Below are 15,521 nucleotides of genomic sequence, written 5' to 3'. Positions count from 1 at the left end.
ATCGATTTAAAGAGCCTGCTTGCGTAGAGGAGTCTGGGCGCCGAAATCATTAATAGCCGTCCAGGTCACCGCGCCATTTGCCGCTTTTGGTAGCGCGAAACTCTGCTTGCTAAACGGTGCAACCATCATTGAAATGGCACCCGGCGTGGTTTTGGTCTCTTTCACCGGTACACTTTTCCCGCCAACGGCCAGTTCGCCAAAAGAGACGTAAAAAGGGGTGGGGTTGTTTGCAATTAGCGTCTCACCCTGACGATGGAACGTGATTTTTTCATAGGCTCCCAGGGCATCGGTTTCCTTCAGTTGAGCAGGACGCCAGAAAAGCTTCAGGCGCGTTTTCATCGCGAACTGCAGCGTGTTTTTCTCTTTCAGATCGGGCGACAGAGCAGAGACGGATTTCACATTCGCCAGAAAAAGTGATTCGCGGTCTGCCGGCAGGCTGTTTTTATCGCCGGTAAAAATAACGTGTAATAGCGTCTGACGATTTTCCTGCAACTTATAGACAGGCGGCGTAATAATAAAGGGAGCCTTTGCATCATTGGGATAACTGACCCAGCTTTGCACCAGATAACGCGTATGAGGATCTTTATTTTTAAGTGCGATTTGTACTTCAGATTTATTCGATGGATAAATAATTCGCGTACCACCGAGAACAACGCTTGCCTGCACTGAAAAGCAAGAGATAATTAAACAACCACATAACAATTTAAATAACGTCTTCATACAGCGTTCCAGGAGGCAGCCGTTCAGGCTGCCAATAATTGCTTAGCGATAGACAACCTCAAATGTGGCTGAGGAGGAGTAATGACCCGCGGTTGGCGCGGCATCACCGACCTGAATCACTTTCGCGGTGTAGTTAAAGACAGAAGCCGCTGCGCCGGTCGGATCGTTAGCCACGTCGGTGCCCGCATCCGGTACTGAACCGTCGAAGACCACATCGCCTTTGGAGCCGTTGTCGTTGCTGACAATGATGCCAACGTTAGTGGCGTTGCCTGCGCCGGAGAGATCGTTCTTCAAACGCTTGTACGCGGCGTCTGTCGTTGTGCCGCTGAACTTGAGGTTCAGTTTGGCGACCAGCGGGTCACATTTTTTTACTTCAATCTTAAAAGCTTTAGACGTCCCGACCTGACCGTCGATGCCAAAATCTGAAGGATAAGTATCTGCGAATGTGACGGTGGATTCATTGGTCCCCGTACCATCAACATTGATCTCGCAGGTATCCGCCACAATTTTTCCGGCGAAATTTACCGTACCTGAATCATTCGCTGCAAAGACCGGCAGCGACAAAGCCGCCATAATGCTTCCGGCCAATAAAGAAGAAATAATTATCTTATTCATAACAACATCCTTATATATGTTTATAATGGAATCCATTCCTGGGAAAAATACTTTTCGCCAGAATGCCATTTAAAATTGGACGTCACTTAGCCCCGAAAAACCATTAATAAGAACATCCCATGAGGAAAGTGAAATTCACGAACTTAATTACATCAGATTAATCTTTACCGTGTCCAGCAGGATGGCGAATAAAATAGTTTAAAGTGATACCAACGCACTGATTAAAAAAAGAAAAATCACGCATTAATAATTCTTAATTAGACATTTACTAAAATTAAAATAAGAATAAATGTTAAGACAAAAAAAAGCCGCTTATCACTAAGCGGCTTTTTTATTCAGGAAACTAATCAGTTTCCGCCAAACATGTCCTTAATCCAGCCGGCTACGCCATCGCTGTCTTTCTTCTCATTCTGCTGCTGCGGCTGTTGCTGCTGCGGCTGCTGTGGCTGAGAAGACTGATCGAACGGGTTGCCCGTCGGCTGTTCAGGCTGGCTCTGCTGGCACAGGGAATCCGGGTTGGTTGTCCAGACCGGCAGGGTACGCATTCCGCCACCGCAGACAAAGTTACCGGAGCTGTCCACGCCCATATCCACGATATCTTCCGGTGCAACGAGGTTCAGCGGCACCGGTGACTGATTGGCCAGATAGCGCTGGTAAATCGACATCGCCCCGCTCGCCCCGTACAGTTTGGTCGGCTGGTTGTTGTCGCGGCCTACCCAGGTGATCACCACTTCGCGGCCATCAATACCGGCAAACCAGGTATCAACGTTGTTGTTGGTGGTCCCGGTTTTACCCGCCAGATGCAGACCCGGATACTTCGCCCCCAGCTGACGCCCGGTACCACGCTGCACCACCTGCTGCATGGTCCACAGCGTCATGTAGGCGGCCTGAGCAGGAACGGCACGCTCTGCCTGCGGGAAGCTCTGATACAGCACGGAGCCATCTTCGGCAATCACCGAACGCAGGGCAGACAGCGGTGCGCGGTTACCCCCGCTGGCAATGGTCTGGAAAGCCTGGGCGACTTCGATCGGCGTCAGGTTAAGCGCGCCGAGGATCATTGCCGGCACCGGGTGCAGCTGATCTTTCGATACGCCCAGTTTTTGCCAGGTGTCGACAATCGCTGGCAGTCCCAGCGACATGCCCAGGTTAACGGTTGGTACGTTCATGGAACGCGTTAACGCATCCACCAGCATCACCTGACCGCTGAACTGTTTATCATCGTTCTGCGGTGACCACACCTGGCCGTTAGGCTGGCGCAGGGAGATAGGCGCATCCGCAATCCAGGTATTCAGACGATACTGGTTTGGCTGACTCAGGGCAGTGAGATAGGTCGCCGGTTTTGCCAGAGAACCGATCGAGCGACGCGCCTGCATGGCACGGTTGTAGCCTGCAAACTGCGGCTCGGCACCGCCCACCATCGCACGCACTTCGCCGGAGTTGCGATCAACCACTACCATCGCGGTTTCAAGATCGGAGAGCTTACGCTGTTTCTTCAGCGCCGGAATGCCTTCCACCGCCGCTTTTTCTGCCGCATCCTGCGCCACGGAGTCAAAGGTGGTGAAGATCTTCACGCCGGAGAGATCTTTGACCTTATCGCCAAGCTTGCTTTGCAGCTCCTGACGCACCAGCTGCATAAACGCAGGCTGAGGCGAAATCACACCGCCGCGCGGCTGAACGCCAAGCGGACGTGCGCTCAGCATGTCGTACAGCTCCTGATCAATCACCTGCTGTTGTTGCAGCAGACGCAGCACCAGGTTACGACGCTCCAGCGCCAGTTTCGGGTTACGCCACGGGTTATAGATGGACGCCCCTTTCACCATGCCCACCAGCAGCGCCTGCTGATCCAGGCTCAGCTCCTCCACCGGACGACCAAAGTAGTACAGGCTCGCCAGCGGGAAGCCGCGGATTTCGTTATCGCCGCTCTGACCGAGGTACACCTCGTTCATGTACAGCTCAAGGATGCGATCCTTGCTGTAGCGCGCATCCATCAGCACGGCCATGTAGGCTTCGTTCGCTTTACGCCAGTAAGAGCGTTCGCTGGAGAGGAACAGGTTCTTCACCAGCTGCTGGGTCAGCGTACTCGCGCCCTGTACGGTACGGCCGGCAGTCAGGTTAGCCAACACCGCACGACCAATCGAGTAGAGGCTGATGCCATCATGCTCGTAGAAGTGGCGGTCTTCAGTCGCCAGCAGGGTATCGACCAGCAGATCCGGGAAGCCGTTACGCGCCACGAACAGGCGCTGCTCGCCGTTTGCTGACGAAAGCATGGTGATCAGACGCGGATCGAGACGGAAGAAACCGAACTGACGGTTGTTATCCATGTTCTCGATGGTATCCAGACGATCGCTGTCAAAGGTCAGACGCGCGCGCACCTGCCCCTCTTTGCTGTCCGGGAAATCAAACGGACGACGGATCATCTCAATGCTGTTGGACTGCACGGTAAATTCGCCAGGCCGCGTCATTTTTGACACCTGACGATACTGGGTGGCTTCGAGCAGTTTAACCATCTCGTTCTTCGTGATGGACATATCTGGCTCAAGGTTCACCATACGGCCATATACTGCCGCAGGTAACTGCCAGACTTTACCGTCGATACGGCTGCGGATCTTCTGATCCAGATACACGCCGTAAATCGCCATCAGCACGACAAAAACAATGAACAGCTTCAGCAGCAGCCAGAACCAGCCGCGCTTGCCCCGAGGCTTACGCCCTTTGCCTTTTCCATTACGCGGCATCGGTTCTTCATCCTCATAATCGTCTTCATAGTCATCGTCATAGTCCTCATCTCTGAGGCGACGACGGCTTACCTTTTCTTTCGCCGGACGCGTTGGTTTTCCCTTACGTCCTATTGGCTCGCGGTCATTCCCCGCCATGCTTTTTCTCCGCAACTTTCAGGCGCAAAGGCCAGATTTTCTTTTCTTTCACAGGCCTGTGAAAGAAGAAATCTCTCAAAATTAGTTCTCCCTCTCCCTGTGGGAGAGAGCCGGGGTGAGGGCATCAGGCCGCACAACCCTTTCAGGAATATTTCTTCGTCCGCCTCGTCGGCGCCGTATTCGCCGGATCGTCCGGCCAGACATGTTTGGGGTATCGCCCCTTCATCTCTTTTTGCACTTCACGGTAGCTTCCCGCCCAGAACGCCCCCAAATCTCGGGTGATTTGTAATGGACGATGCGCAGGCGACAGCAGCTCAAGCACTAACGGCACACGCCCTTCCGCAATAGACGGCGTGGTGGCCTCACCAAACATCTCCTGCATCCGAACCGCCAGCGCCGGCGGATTATCCTCATGATAACGGATGGCAATCCGGCTTCCGGTCGGCACAGTGTAATGCCCTGGCAGTTCACTATCCAGACGTTGACGCAATGACCAGTCCAGTAAATTCTGTAACGCAGTCTTAACATCAAGCGCTTTAAGGGCGCGCAGAGAGTGCACGCCGCTCATCTGCGGCAGTAGCCAGCGTTCAAGCGTAGCCAGCAGCGTCTCGTCATCCACCGCTGGCCAGCCATGTTCCGGTAGCCACTTTGCGGCGCAGAGCAGGCGAATGCGGTACTGTTCAGCCTCCGGCGTCCAGTTCAGCACGCTCAGCCCTTTTTCCCGAATGCCGTTCAGCATAGCCTGATGAAGCTCGTCTTCCGACGGCTTCGCCAGCGGCTTCGTCCCGAGGGTCAGTTTACCAATCTGGCTACGCCGAAACGCCTTCAGCGTGCCCTGGGCATCATCCCACTCGACGATGTCCGATTGCTGAAGCAGATGCGGACAGGTACGGGTCAGGGCGTCAATATCTATGGCAATCGCCTGCAGGATACGCGCATCCGGGGAGTGACTCCCCTGCAGCAGGAGCGGCGCAATCAGCCACTCGTGACGTGTCAGGGCATCATCGCTGTCCAGCATCGCTCCCATGCCGTTTGCCAGCTGGTAGCGACCGTCCAGCCCGCGCCGACGCGCAATCCTGTCCGGGAAAGCCTGCGCCAGCAGCCGGGGAATACTCTCACTGTCTGGTACGCCGCCGCGGCTGTTAAGCCGTTTACCGAGCTGCTGCGCCCGCTGCTGCCAGTTCCCCTGACTGCGCGAAAACGCCTGCCCCAGATCGCTGCTGCCTCCGCGCGGCGGCTCCTCAAGAATAGCCGCCAGTTTAGCCGCCGTGGCAATTTCATCGTCCCTCAGCGCGGCCACCAGCATTGCGGCCAGACGCGGATCGTTGCCCAGTGCCGCCATTTTCTGGCCGCGCGCCGTCAGACGTTCGCCTTCCAGCGCGCCAAGCTGGGTCAGCAAGTTGCGCGCAGCGGCGAGATTCACGACAGGCGGAGAATCAAGCCAGGTAAGCTGTCCAGGATCCGGGCAGCCCCACTGAAGGAGATCCATCACCAGGCCCGACAAATCACTTTGTAAAATTTCCGGCGTGCTTTGCTGTGCAGCGCGTTCAGCCTGTTCCGCGCTGGTCAAATGCAGGCAGATACCCGGCTCAAGACGCCCCGCGCGGCCCGCGCGCTGCACCATCGACGCCTGGCTAATGCGCTGCGTCAGAAGTTTAGTCAGCCCGGTGCGCGGGTCAAAGCTTGCCACCCTCTCCTGGGCGCTATCCACCACCAGGCGAATCCCTTCAATGGTCAAACTGGTTTCAGCAATGTTGGTTGCCAGCACCACCTTGCGCTGCCCCACCGGGGCCGGAAGGACGGCTTTACGCTGATCCTGGAGCGACAGCGCGCCGTAGAGCGGGCAAAGCAGCACATCACCGCCTACGCGTGTAGAAAGCTGCTCCTGCACGCGCTGGATCTCACCGACACCCGGCAAAAACAGCAGCAGGGAACCGGGCTCCTGGCGCAGCAGCTCAGCGGTAGCAATGGCGACCGCCTCGTCAAAACGCTGGTGGGAGGGAAGCGGTTGATAGCGGCGTTCTACCGGAAACGCCCGCCCTTCAGAGCTGATGACCGGTGCATCGGGTAGCGCCTGCCGTAGCCGCTCGTTATCCAGCGTGGCCGACATAATCAGCAGCCGGAGATCGTCACGCAGTCCCTGCTGAACGTCCAGCAACAGCGCGAGGGCCAAATCCGCCTGCAGGCTGCGCTCGTGGAATTCATCCAGGATCACCAGCCCGACGCCGGTCAGCTCCGGATCGTTTTGCAGCATGCGGGTGAGAATACCCTCGGTGACCACCTCAAGGCGCGTGCTCGGCCCCACGCAGGTCTCGGCGCGCATCCGGTAACCTACCGTTTCGCCCGGTTTTTCATTCAGCAGTTCCGCCAGACGCTGCGCCACGTTGCGCGCGGCCAGCCTGCGCGGCTCCAGCAGGATAATTTTCCCGCTGATGTTCCCGTCTTTCAGAATCTGCAGCGGCAGCCAGGTGGACTTCCCCGCCCCCGTCGGGGCATTCAGCAAAACCTGCGGGGCATGATGTAAGGCAGCGAGAAGGTCAGGAAGAACGACGGCGACCGGCAATGAGGACACTAACAGCTCCAGAGGGTTAACATTAGTCGGCGTACATTGTAGCATCGGCGCATATCATTACCGAGTCCTCCGTATGCCTGAGTCGAAACGGCTGTTTTTTGCCATTGAATTGCCCACCGCGATACAGCGTCAAATTGTTCGCTGGCGCGCCGATCGCTTCCCGCCGGAAGCCGGTCGCCCTGTCGCGGCGGCCAATCTGCACCTGACGCTGGCCTTTTTGGGCGACGTCAGTGCCGAAAAGCAGCGGGCGTTAGCCGCAATGGCCGGGCGTATTGCCCAGCCGGAATTTACGCTGCACCTCGACGACGCGGGTCAGTGGCTGCGTTCGCGCGTGGTCTGGCTGGGCACGCGCCAGCCACCGCGCGGATTATTGCAGCTGGCGAACATGCTGCGCGCGCAGGCGGCGCGCAGCGGCTGTTATCAGAGCCCACAGCCGTTTCATCCACATATCACGCTGCTGCGCAATGCCGGTCAGGCCGTTGCTATCCCGCCGCCGGGTTTTCACTGGGCCTTTCCGGTCAACGGATTCGCGCTTTACGAATCCGTCTTTGCTCAGGGACGCACCCGCTATACGCCGCTACAGCGCTGGACGCTGGGCAACACCGAAAGGAATTCTGATGAAGTTTAGTCCCCCCCTGCAGCACGCTACGCTTATCCAACGCTACAAACGCTTCCTCGCCGACGTGATCACCCCCGAAGGGGTACAGCTCACCCTGCACTGCCCCAATACCGGAGCCATGACGGGCTGTGCGACGCCGGGTGACAGGGTCTGGTATTCCACATCAGAAAATACTAAACGCAAATATGCCCATACCTGGGAAATGACCGAAACCCAAAATGGGGCATTTATTTGCGTTAACACCCTGCGCGCAAATCAACTGGTTAAGGAAGCGCTGACCCATGGCACCATTCCTGAACTGGTCGGTTATGGCACGCATAAAAGTGAAGTGAAATATGGCGATGAAAGCAGCAGAATTGACTTCATGTTACAGGCGGAAGACAGGCCGGAGTGCTATATTGAAGTGAAATCAGTGACGTTAGCGGAGCAGGAAAATGGCTACTTCCCGGATGCGGTAACGCTACGTGGCCAGAAGCATCTGCGAGAGCTAATGAGTGTTGCGGCGGCGGGCAAACGCGCCGTATTGCTGTTTGCGGTGTTGCATTCAGCCATTGAGCGTTTCTCCCCTGCCCGCCATATTGATCCTAAATACGCGCAATTGTTGAATGAGGCACAAAAGCAGGGGGTAGAGGTTTTCGCTTATAAAGCGGAACTTTCTGCCGATAATATGACTCTGAGATCCTCTCTTCCCATTGTCTTATAAGGGATTAGACGATTGACGATTAAGTGTTCTGGCCGCGTGCGCAAATACGCTTTTCCTCACAGGCTTGTCAAGTGTTACGTTTAGATAATTGCCATCCGGAAAAGCATCTGCTATTTATAGCGACCTGATTTTTCCCCCAACACGGGGATCGATAGTGCGTGTTAAGGAGAAGCAACATGCAAGAAGGGCAAAACCGTAAAACATCGTCCCTGAGTATTCTCGCCATCGCTGGGGTGGAGCCGTATCAAGAGAAGCCGGGCGAAGAGTATATGAACGAAGCCCAGCTGTCGCACTTCAAGCGTATTCTTGAAGCATGGCGTAATCAACTCAGGGATGAAGTCGATCGCACCGTTACTCATATGCAGGATGAAGCTGCTAACTTCCCGGATCCGGTAGACCGTGCCGCTCAGGAAGAAGAGTTCAGCCTCGAACTGCGTAACCGTGACCGCGAACGCAAACTGATCAAAAAGATCGAGAAAACGCTGAAAAAAGTCGAAGACGAAGATTTTGGCTACTGCGAATCCTGCGGTGTTGAAATCGGTATTCGTCGCCTGGAAGCGCGTCCAACCGCCGATCTGTGCATCGACTGTAAAACGCTGGCCGAAATCCGCGAAAAACAGATGGCCGGTTAATACCAGCGCTGTTTACACACTCTAAAGGCGGGAGTCTCTCCCGCCTTGTTACTGTTGATATGTCTGAATCACACTATATTGGGCGCTTCGCGCCATCTCCTTCCGGTGAATTACACTTCGGCTCATTAATTGCCGCGCTCGGCAGCTACCTGCAGGCTCACGCCCGCCAGGGAAAATGGCTCGTCCGCATTGAAGATATTGACCCTCCGCGTGAAGTTCCCGGTGCTGCAGAGACGATTCTGCGTCAGCTGGAACATTACGGTCTTCACTGGGATGATGAGGTTCTGTGGCAGTCAAAACGTCACGAGGCGTATCGGGAACGTCTGGCCTGGCTTCGCGCACAGGGGCTTTCCTATAACTGCACCTGCACCCGCGCGCGTATCCAGAGCGCAGGCGGCGTCTATGACGGCCACTGCCGCACGCTTAATCTTCCTCCGGAAAATGCCGCCGTGCGTATCAGTCAGCGCTCCCCGGTGACGCGCTTTACCGATTTACTCTCCGGTGAGATTCATGCCGATGAACGTCTGGCGCGTGAGGATTTTATTATTCACCGTCGCGATGGCCTGTTCGCCTATAACCTGGCCGTGGTGGTGGACGATCATTTCCAGGGCGTGACGGAAATTGTGCGCGGGGCGGATCTGGTCGAGCCGACCGTGCGACAAATCTCGCTGTATCACCAGTTTGGCTGGACGGCGCCGGACTACATTCATCTGCCGCTGGCGGTCAATGCGCAAGGCTTTAAATTGTCAAAGCAGAACCACGCCCCGGCCCTGCCAGACGGCGATCCGCGTCCTGTTTTGATCGACGCGCTGCGATTTCTCAACCAGAATGTAACCAACGAATGGCAGGATCTGCGTATTGACGAACTGCTGAAAATGGCCGTTGCCAACTGGACGCTCGCGGCAGTGCCAAAAATCCAGCATTCTCAAATGCGTTGCGCTGAGCTATGATTAGCCGCTTTTTTCATAACAAAACACACTACGAGGTGTACTATTTTTACCCGAGTCGCTAATTTTTGCCGTAAAGTGCTAAGCCGCGAAGAGAGCATGGCGAACGATGCTATTGCACAGCCACACATGTCGGTTATTCCGCGTGAGCAGCACACTATTTCCCGCAAAGATATCAGTGAAAATGCCCTCAAGGTGCTCTATCGTCTGAATAAAGCGGGCTACGAGGCCTATCTCGTGGGCGGTGGAGTGCGTGATTTACTGCTGGGCAAAAAACCAAAAGATTTCGACGTGACGACCAGCGCCACGCCTGAGCAGGTGCGCAAATTATTCCGTAACTGTCGTCTCGTTGGCCGCCGTTTCCGTCTTGCCCACGTGATGTTTGGGCCGGAAATTATCGAAGTGGCGACCTTCCGCGGGCACCATGAAGCGGGCGCGTCCGATCGCACGACGTCACAGCGCGGCCAGAACGGTATGCTGCTGCGCGACAATATCTTCGGATCAATCGAAGAAGATGCCCAGCGTCGCGACTTCACCATCAATAGCCTTTATTACAGCGTGGCGGATTTCACCGTGCGCGATTACGTCGGCGGCATGCAGGACCTGAAAGAAGGTCTGATCCGTCTGATCGGCACGCCGGAAACGCGCTACCGTGAAGATCCCGTGCGTATGCTGCGCGCCGTGCGTTTCGCCGCCAAGCTGGATATGCGCATCAGCCCGGAAACGGCAGAGCCGATCCCGCGTCTGGCAACGCTGATTAACGACGTGCCGCCTGCTCGCCTGTTTGAAGAGGCGCTGAAGCTGCTGCAGGCCGGCCACGGCTTTGAAACCTATAATCTGCTGCGCGAATACAACCTGTTCCAGCCGCTGTTCCCGACCATTACCCGCTACTTCACCGAAAACGGTGACAGCCCAATGGAGCGGATGATTGCGCAGGTGCTGAAAAATACCGATACCCGCATTCGCAACGACATGCGCGTCAATCCGGCGTTCCTGTTTGCCGCGATGTTCTGGTATCCGCTGCTGGAAACGGCACAGCGTATTACCCAGGAGAGCGGGCTCGCCTATTACGATGCGTTCGCGCTGGCTGCCAACGACGTGCTGGACGAAGGCTGCCGCACGCTCGCCATTCCGAAACGTATTACCACCCTGGTGCGCGACATCTGGCAGCTTCAGCTGCGCATGTCCCGTCGTCAGGGCAAACGCGCCTGGAAGCTGATGGAGCATCCTAAATTCCGCGCCGCTTTCGATCTGCTGTCGCTGCGTGCAGAAATTGAACGCAATCAGGAGCTGCAGCGTCTGGCGCAGTGGTGGGCTGAATTCCAGGTCTCCGCCCCGCCGGAGCAGAAAGATATGCTTACCGGGCTGGATGAAGAGCCGGAACCACGTCGCCGTCATCGTCGTCCGCGCAAACGCGCGCCGCGTCGTGAAGGGACAGCATGACCCTCGCGTATATCGCCATCGGCAGCAATTTAGCCTCTCCGCTGGAGCAGGTGAATGCTGCCGTACAGGCGCTGGGCGAGATTCCGCAAAGCAAGATCGTGGCGGTCTCCTCGTTCTACCGCACGCCGCCGCTGGGGCCGCAGGATCAGCCCGATTATCTCAACGCTGCCGTGGTGCTTGAGACTGAACTGGGTCCAGAAGCGCTGCTGGACAATACCCAGCGCATCGAACTGCAGCAGGGCCGCGTACGCAAAGCCGAACGTTGGGGACCGCGCACGCTGGACCTCGACATTATGCTGTTTGGTCACGAGACGATTAACACTGAACGTCTCACCGTTCCGCATTACGATATGAAAAATCGCGGGTTTATGCTCTGGCCGCTGTTTGAAGTCGCCCCCAATCTCATCTTCCCGGATGGCACCTCACTTAAGTCCATTCTGGACAACCTCAACGCGGAAAAACCCGCTCGCTGGTGATCGGGTTCCCCTGTCAGTTAGCCTCAAAATAATTGTGGCTAATCGTTTACCTAAAATCATTGTTCCCTCGAATGTTACTGTTAGAATGCGCAAAGATTCGCTTTTGGGCTATCAGGAAACAGTATGAAACCAACCACCATCTCCTTACTGCAGAAATGCAAACAGGAAAAAAAACGCTTCGCCACCATCACCGCGTATGACTACAGCTTCGCCAAACTGTTTGCCGAAGAGGGGATCAACGTCATGCTGGTCGGAGATTCGTTAGGGATGACGGTACAAGGACATGATTCCACCCTGCCGGTGACGGTTGAGGATATCGCTTACCATACCCGCGCCGTGCGCCGTGGCGCCCCAGCCTGCCTGCTGCTTTCCGATCTGCCGTTTATGGCCTATGCCACGCCGGAACAGGCATTCGAAAACGCGGCGGCAGTGATGCGTGCCGGTGCCAATATGGTCAAAATTGAAGGCGGCGCCTGGCTGGTTGATACAGTGAAGATGCTCACCGAGCGCGCCGTGCCGGTCTGTGGTCATTTAGGCCTGACGCCGCAATCCGTGAATATCTTCGGCGGCTATAAGGTGCAGGGCCGAGGCGATGCAGCTCAGACGCTGCTGGATGATGCCCTGGCGCTGGAAGCCGCAGGTGCCCAGCTGCTGGTGCTGGAGTGCGTGCCGGTTGAGCTGGCGAAACGCATCACCGACGCGCTGTCCATTCCGGTGATTGGTATTGGTGCAGGCAACGTCACCGACGGTCAGATTCTGGTGATGCACGACGCCTTCGGTATCACCGGCGGACACATCCCGAAATTTGCTAAAAATTTCCTCGCCGAAGCGGGCGACATGCGCGCTGCGGTCAGGCAGTATATTGCCGACGTTGAATCCGGTGTTTACCCGGGTGAAGAACACAGTTTCCATTAAGGAGTCTCGTTGTGCTAATCATTGAAACCCTGCCGCTGCTGCGCCAGCATATCCGCCGCGCGCGTCAGGAAGGTAAACGTATCGCACTGGTCCCGACCATGGGCAATCTGCATGACGGCCACATGAAGCTCGTCGACGAAGCCCGCGCGCGGGCAGATATCGTGGTGGTCAGTATCTTCGTGAACCCCATGCAGTTTGACCGCGCCGACGATCTGGCGCGCTACCCGCGTACCCTGCAGGAAGATTGCGAGAAGCTCAAAAAACGCCACGCGGATATCGTCTTCTCACCTGCACCGGCGGATGTTTATCCGCAGGGTACCGAAGAGGCAACCTACGTTGACGTCCCGGGCATTTCCACCATGCTCGAAGGCGCCAGCCGCCCGGGTCATTTCCGCGGCGTGTCCACCATCGTCAGCAAGTTGTTCAACCTGGTGCAGCCGGACGTTGCCTGTTTTGGTGAGAAAGATTTCCAGCAGCTGGCGCTGATCCGCAAGATGGTCGCGGATATGGGTTACGATATCGAGATTGTCGGCGTACCGATTGTACGTGCCAAAGACGGACTGGCGCTCAGCTCGCGTAATGGCTACCTGACCGCCGAACAGCGTAAAATCGCGCCGGGCTTAAGCAAGGTCATGAACACCATGGCGGAGCAGGTTCTGGCAAAAGAGTTGACCGTCGAAGAGATCGTCGCCCTCGCCGAACAGGCGCTGAACGATAAAGGTCTTCGCGCTGACGACGTACAAATTCGTGATGCTGATACGCTGCTGGAATTTACGGAAACCAGCAAACGTGCGGTGATCCTGGTAGCGGCATGGCTTGGCCAGGCTCGTCTGATTGATAATAAAGTGGTTGAGCTGGCGTAGTTCTCGCCCTTGATAATTAAAGGTAAACGTAATGATTCGCAAAATGCTGCAAGGTAAGCTTCACCGTGTGAAAGTCACCCAGGCCGACCTGCACTATGAAGGCTCCTGCGCCATCGATCAGGATTTTCTCGACGCAGCGGGCATCCTCGAAAACGAAGCGATTGATATCTGGAACGTGAACAACGGCAAGCGTTTCTCAACCTACGCCATTGCCGCCGAGCGCGGGTCTAAAATCATCTCCGTCAACGGGGCGGCGGCGCACTGCGCTGACGTGGGCGATATCGTGATCATCGCCAGCTTCGTGATGATGTCTGACGAAGAAGCGCGTCGCTGGCAGCCGAAAGTGGCCTACTTTGAAGGCGACAACGAGATGAAACGCCTCGCGAAAGCGATTCCGGTGCAGGTGGCCTGATGATTCACGGGGTAGCCTTTTGTGGGCTACCCCGTGTTTTATTATAACGACCATTGATTTCACAAGATAAGCCTGTTAAACATAAACGTATTATCTTTTACACGTTAATTTAATATTATTAAATTATCGCTTAAGTCTTTCTTACAGCGCTAATGTCGCATGCCCTCATGCAAATCATTAAAATAAAGATTAAGTCAATTAACTCCGCCTAAAAACATCATTCATTATTATTAATTACTCACAATCAAAAAAACAATATTAAATTATCCAAGCTTTATGGAAGATGACCATAAACATAACGAATAATTTTATTTAATAAATGGATATTTTAAATATGTTCAAGAAAACAATTCTGGCTACAGCAGTTGCTGTAATGGCAATGGGTTCTGTTTCTGCAATGGCTGAAGACGTTGGTCTGATCACCTTCGACGGTGCGGTCACTGATACCACCTGTGTGATCACCTCCAACAACGGCGTTGACGCGAACAACGTTACTATCACCATGCCAGTGGTGAAAAAAGCAGACGTTGAAGGTACCACCATTGATGCAGGTGTTGGCGCTAAAGAGTTCGAACTGCACCTGAGCCAGTGCCCGGATACGCTGACCAAAGCCTCCGCAACCTTTACCTCTCAGCAGTTCGCTGAACTGTCTAACGGTACTCTGAAAGCAGATGTCACCGTTGCAGGCCACGCGAGCAACGTTTCTCTGGCGCTGTTCAACAACTCCACCACCAACTCTGACCGTATCAAAGTAGGCCAGCCTGGCAACAACACCCAGGAAGCGACGCTGACTGCCGGTGAAGGCGTTCTGGCATACCGTGTTGCCTATGTTCCTTCTGCGAACTGGGTTGCAGGTACTAACCCAGTCACTGCTGGTAAAGTCAGCAGCAACGCAACCTTTACCATGAGCTACGAGTAATCGCGTAGTTAATAGCATGCGCTCACGGATGAGTGGGCGCCTTTTTTTAATGGATGAATAAAATGCGCCTTTCTAAACTCGGTATATCCGCACTTCTTTTCAGTGCGGCTTTTTCTGTTTCCCACTCTGCGCTAGCGGATATCGTCATCTCCGGCACGCGCGTCATCTATCCGCAGTCTGCCAAAGACGTCACGGTAAATATGGAGAACCGTGGCAATAAGCCATTGCTGGTGCAAACATGGCTGGATGATGGTCGCGACTCAACAAACCCGCAGGAGCTGAAGCTGCCGTTCATCGTGACGCCACCTGTCTCCCGCGTCGACCCGTCAAAAGGGCAGACAGTCCGCATAACCTGGCTTGGTCAGGCCATGACGCAGGACAAAGAGACCATGTACTGGTTTAACGTGCTCGAAGTGCCGCCGAAAGCCAAAGGTACGGAAAGCGATAACGTACTCCAGTTGGCCTTCCGCACACGTATCAAAATGTTCTTCCGCCCTGATGGTCTGAAAGGCGATCCCGCAGTTGCCGCAAGCCAGCTGAAATGGTCCCAGAAGGACAGCACGCTGGTTGCCCATAATGACACCCCATTCTTTGTGTCGGTCGCCAAAATCAGCGCCACGGTTAACGGCAAAAAAGTTGAAGTTGAACCGCACTACGTTGAACCGTTCGCCAGCCAGACATACCCCCTGAAACAGAGCGGTTCAGCGCGCGTCAGTAAAGTCACCTATACCGCAATCAATGATTTCGGTGGTTCAGATGTTCACGACGCTACGGTTAATTAAGCCACAAAATAATTAAAGCTTAATAAATTT

The 15,521-nt window shown here is 55.2% G+C and carries 15 protein-coding genes; 11 read left to right on the top strand and 4 right to left on the bottom strand.

Going from position 1 to position 15,521, the window contains the following annotated elements:
- Nucleotides 1-6: 6 nt before the first annotated feature.
- From DOU50_RS19795 to hrpB, 4 genes are all read right to left on the bottom strand, one after another.
- A complete protein-coding gene (locus DOU50_RS19795) occupies nucleotides 7-720 on the bottom strand; it encodes a molecular chaperone (protein ID WP_048990247.1) in 714 nt (237 codons plus the stop codon).
- Between the two features lie 42 nt (nucleotides 721-762).
- Complete coding sequence (locus DOU50_RS19790) at nucleotides 763-1,335, bottom strand: fimbrial protein (RefSeq protein ID WP_175557801.1); 573 nt, start codon at nucleotides 1,333-1,335, stop codon at nucleotides 763-765.
- A gap of 347 nt (nucleotides 1,336-1,682) precedes the next feature.
- Entirely contained in the window at nucleotides 1,683-4,208 is a 2,526-nt protein-coding gene (mrcB, locus tag DOU50_RS19785) for a bifunctional glycosyl transferase/transpeptidase (protein WP_148770003.1), read from the bottom strand.
- A 142-nt stretch (nucleotides 4,209-4,350) separates the two neighbouring features.
- A complete protein-coding gene (hrpB, locus tag DOU50_RS19780) occupies nucleotides 4,351-6,780 on the bottom strand; it encodes an ATP-dependent helicase HrpB (protein ID WP_148770001.1) in 2,430 nt (809 codons plus the stop codon).
- A gap of 73 nt (nucleotides 6,781-6,853) precedes the next feature.
- On the opposite strand from hrpB, the gene thpR reads away from it, so the two are divergent.
- The 11 genes from thpR to DOU50_RS19725 all read left to right on the top strand — a co-directional run bounded on the left by thpR (nucleotide 6,854) and on the right by DOU50_RS19725 (nucleotide 15,491).
- The gene (thpR, locus tag DOU50_RS19775) at nucleotides 6,854-7,408 is read left to right on the top strand and encodes an RNA 2',3'-cyclic phosphodiesterase (protein WP_148769999.1); all 555 of its coding nucleotides are present in this window, start codon (nucleotides 6,854-6,856) and stop codon (nucleotides 7,406-7,408) included.
- Nucleotides 7,398-8,102 (top strand): DNA/RNA nuclease SfsA, encoded by a 705-nt coding sequence (gene sfsA / locus DOU50_RS19770; protein ID WP_032649756.1) that lies wholly within the window; start codon nucleotides 7,398-7,400, stop codon nucleotides 8,100-8,102. The genes thpR and sfsA overlap by 11 nt, the downstream gene beginning before the upstream one ends.
- A 176-nt stretch (nucleotides 8,103-8,278) precedes the next feature.
- Nucleotides 8,279-8,734 carry an RNA polymerase-binding protein DksA gene (gene dksA, locus DOU50_RS19765; protein WP_001155232.1) on the top strand — a complete coding sequence of 152 codons (456 nt, stop codon included), beginning with the start codon at nucleotides 8,279-8,281 and terminating at the stop codon, nucleotides 8,732-8,734.
- Nucleotides 8,735-8,793: 59 nt separating this feature from the next.
- Complete coding sequence (gene gluQRS, locus DOU50_RS19760) at nucleotides 8,794-9,684, top strand: tRNA glutamyl-Q(34) synthetase GluQRS (protein ID WP_024907499.1); 891 nt, start codon at nucleotides 8,794-8,796, stop codon at nucleotides 9,682-9,684.
- 42 nt (nucleotides 9,685-9,726) lie between these two features.
- Complete coding sequence (gene pcnB / locus DOU50_RS19755; protein ID WP_073961632.1) at nucleotides 9,727-11,124, top strand: polynucleotide adenylyltransferase PcnB; 1,398 nt, start codon at nucleotides 9,727-9,729, stop codon at nucleotides 11,122-11,124.
- Nucleotides 11,121-11,600: a 2-amino-4-hydroxy-6-hydroxymethyldihydropteridine diphosphokinase gene (folK, locus tag DOU50_RS19750; protein WP_148769997.1), complete on the top strand. Its 480-nt coding sequence runs from the start codon at nucleotides 11,121-11,123 to the stop codon at nucleotides 11,598-11,600. The genes pcnB and folK overlap by 4 nt, the downstream gene beginning before the upstream one ends.
- Nucleotides 11,601-11,723: 123 nt before the next feature.
- On the top strand, nucleotides 11,724-12,515 hold the full coding sequence (gene panB / locus DOU50_RS19745) for a 3-methyl-2-oxobutanoate hydroxymethyltransferase (RefSeq protein ID WP_008501941.1): 792 nt from the start codon (nucleotides 11,724-11,726) through the stop codon (nucleotides 12,513-12,515).
- An 11-nt stretch (nucleotides 12,516-12,526) separates the two neighbouring features.
- Nucleotides 12,527-13,378 (top strand): pantoate--beta-alanine ligase, encoded by an 852-nt coding sequence (gene panC, locus DOU50_RS19740; protein ID WP_024907496.1) that lies wholly within the window; start codon nucleotides 12,527-12,529, stop codon nucleotides 13,376-13,378.
- A 31-nt stretch (nucleotides 13,379-13,409) separates the two neighbouring features.
- Nucleotides 13,410-13,790 carry an aspartate 1-decarboxylase gene (panD, locus tag DOU50_RS19735; protein WP_063145164.1) on the top strand — a complete coding sequence of 127 codons (381 nt, stop codon included), beginning with the start codon at nucleotides 13,410-13,412 and terminating at the stop codon, nucleotides 13,788-13,790.
- A 373-nt stretch (nucleotides 13,791-14,163) separates the two neighbouring features.
- On the top strand, nucleotides 14,164-14,709 hold the full coding sequence (locus tag DOU50_RS19730) for a fimbrial protein (protein ID WP_416202961.1): 546 nt from the start codon (nucleotides 14,164-14,166) through the stop codon (nucleotides 14,707-14,709).
- A 62-nt stretch (nucleotides 14,710-14,771) separates the two neighbouring features.
- On the top strand, nucleotides 14,772-15,491 hold the full coding sequence (locus tag DOU50_RS19725) for a fimbrial chaperone (RefSeq protein ID WP_416202960.1): 720 nt from the start codon (nucleotides 14,772-14,774) through the stop codon (nucleotides 15,489-15,491).
- Nucleotides 15,492-15,521: the final 30 nt, after the last annotated feature.

Source organism: Enterobacter sp. C6, from assembly GCF_008122455.1.
Classification (GTDB): Bacteria; Pseudomonadota; Gammaproteobacteria; order Enterobacterales; family Enterobacteriaceae; genus Enterobacter; species Enterobacter pseudoroggenkampii.
Note: the sequence above shows the minus strand (reverse complement) of the source record. Positions and strands in the feature narration are given on the sequence as shown.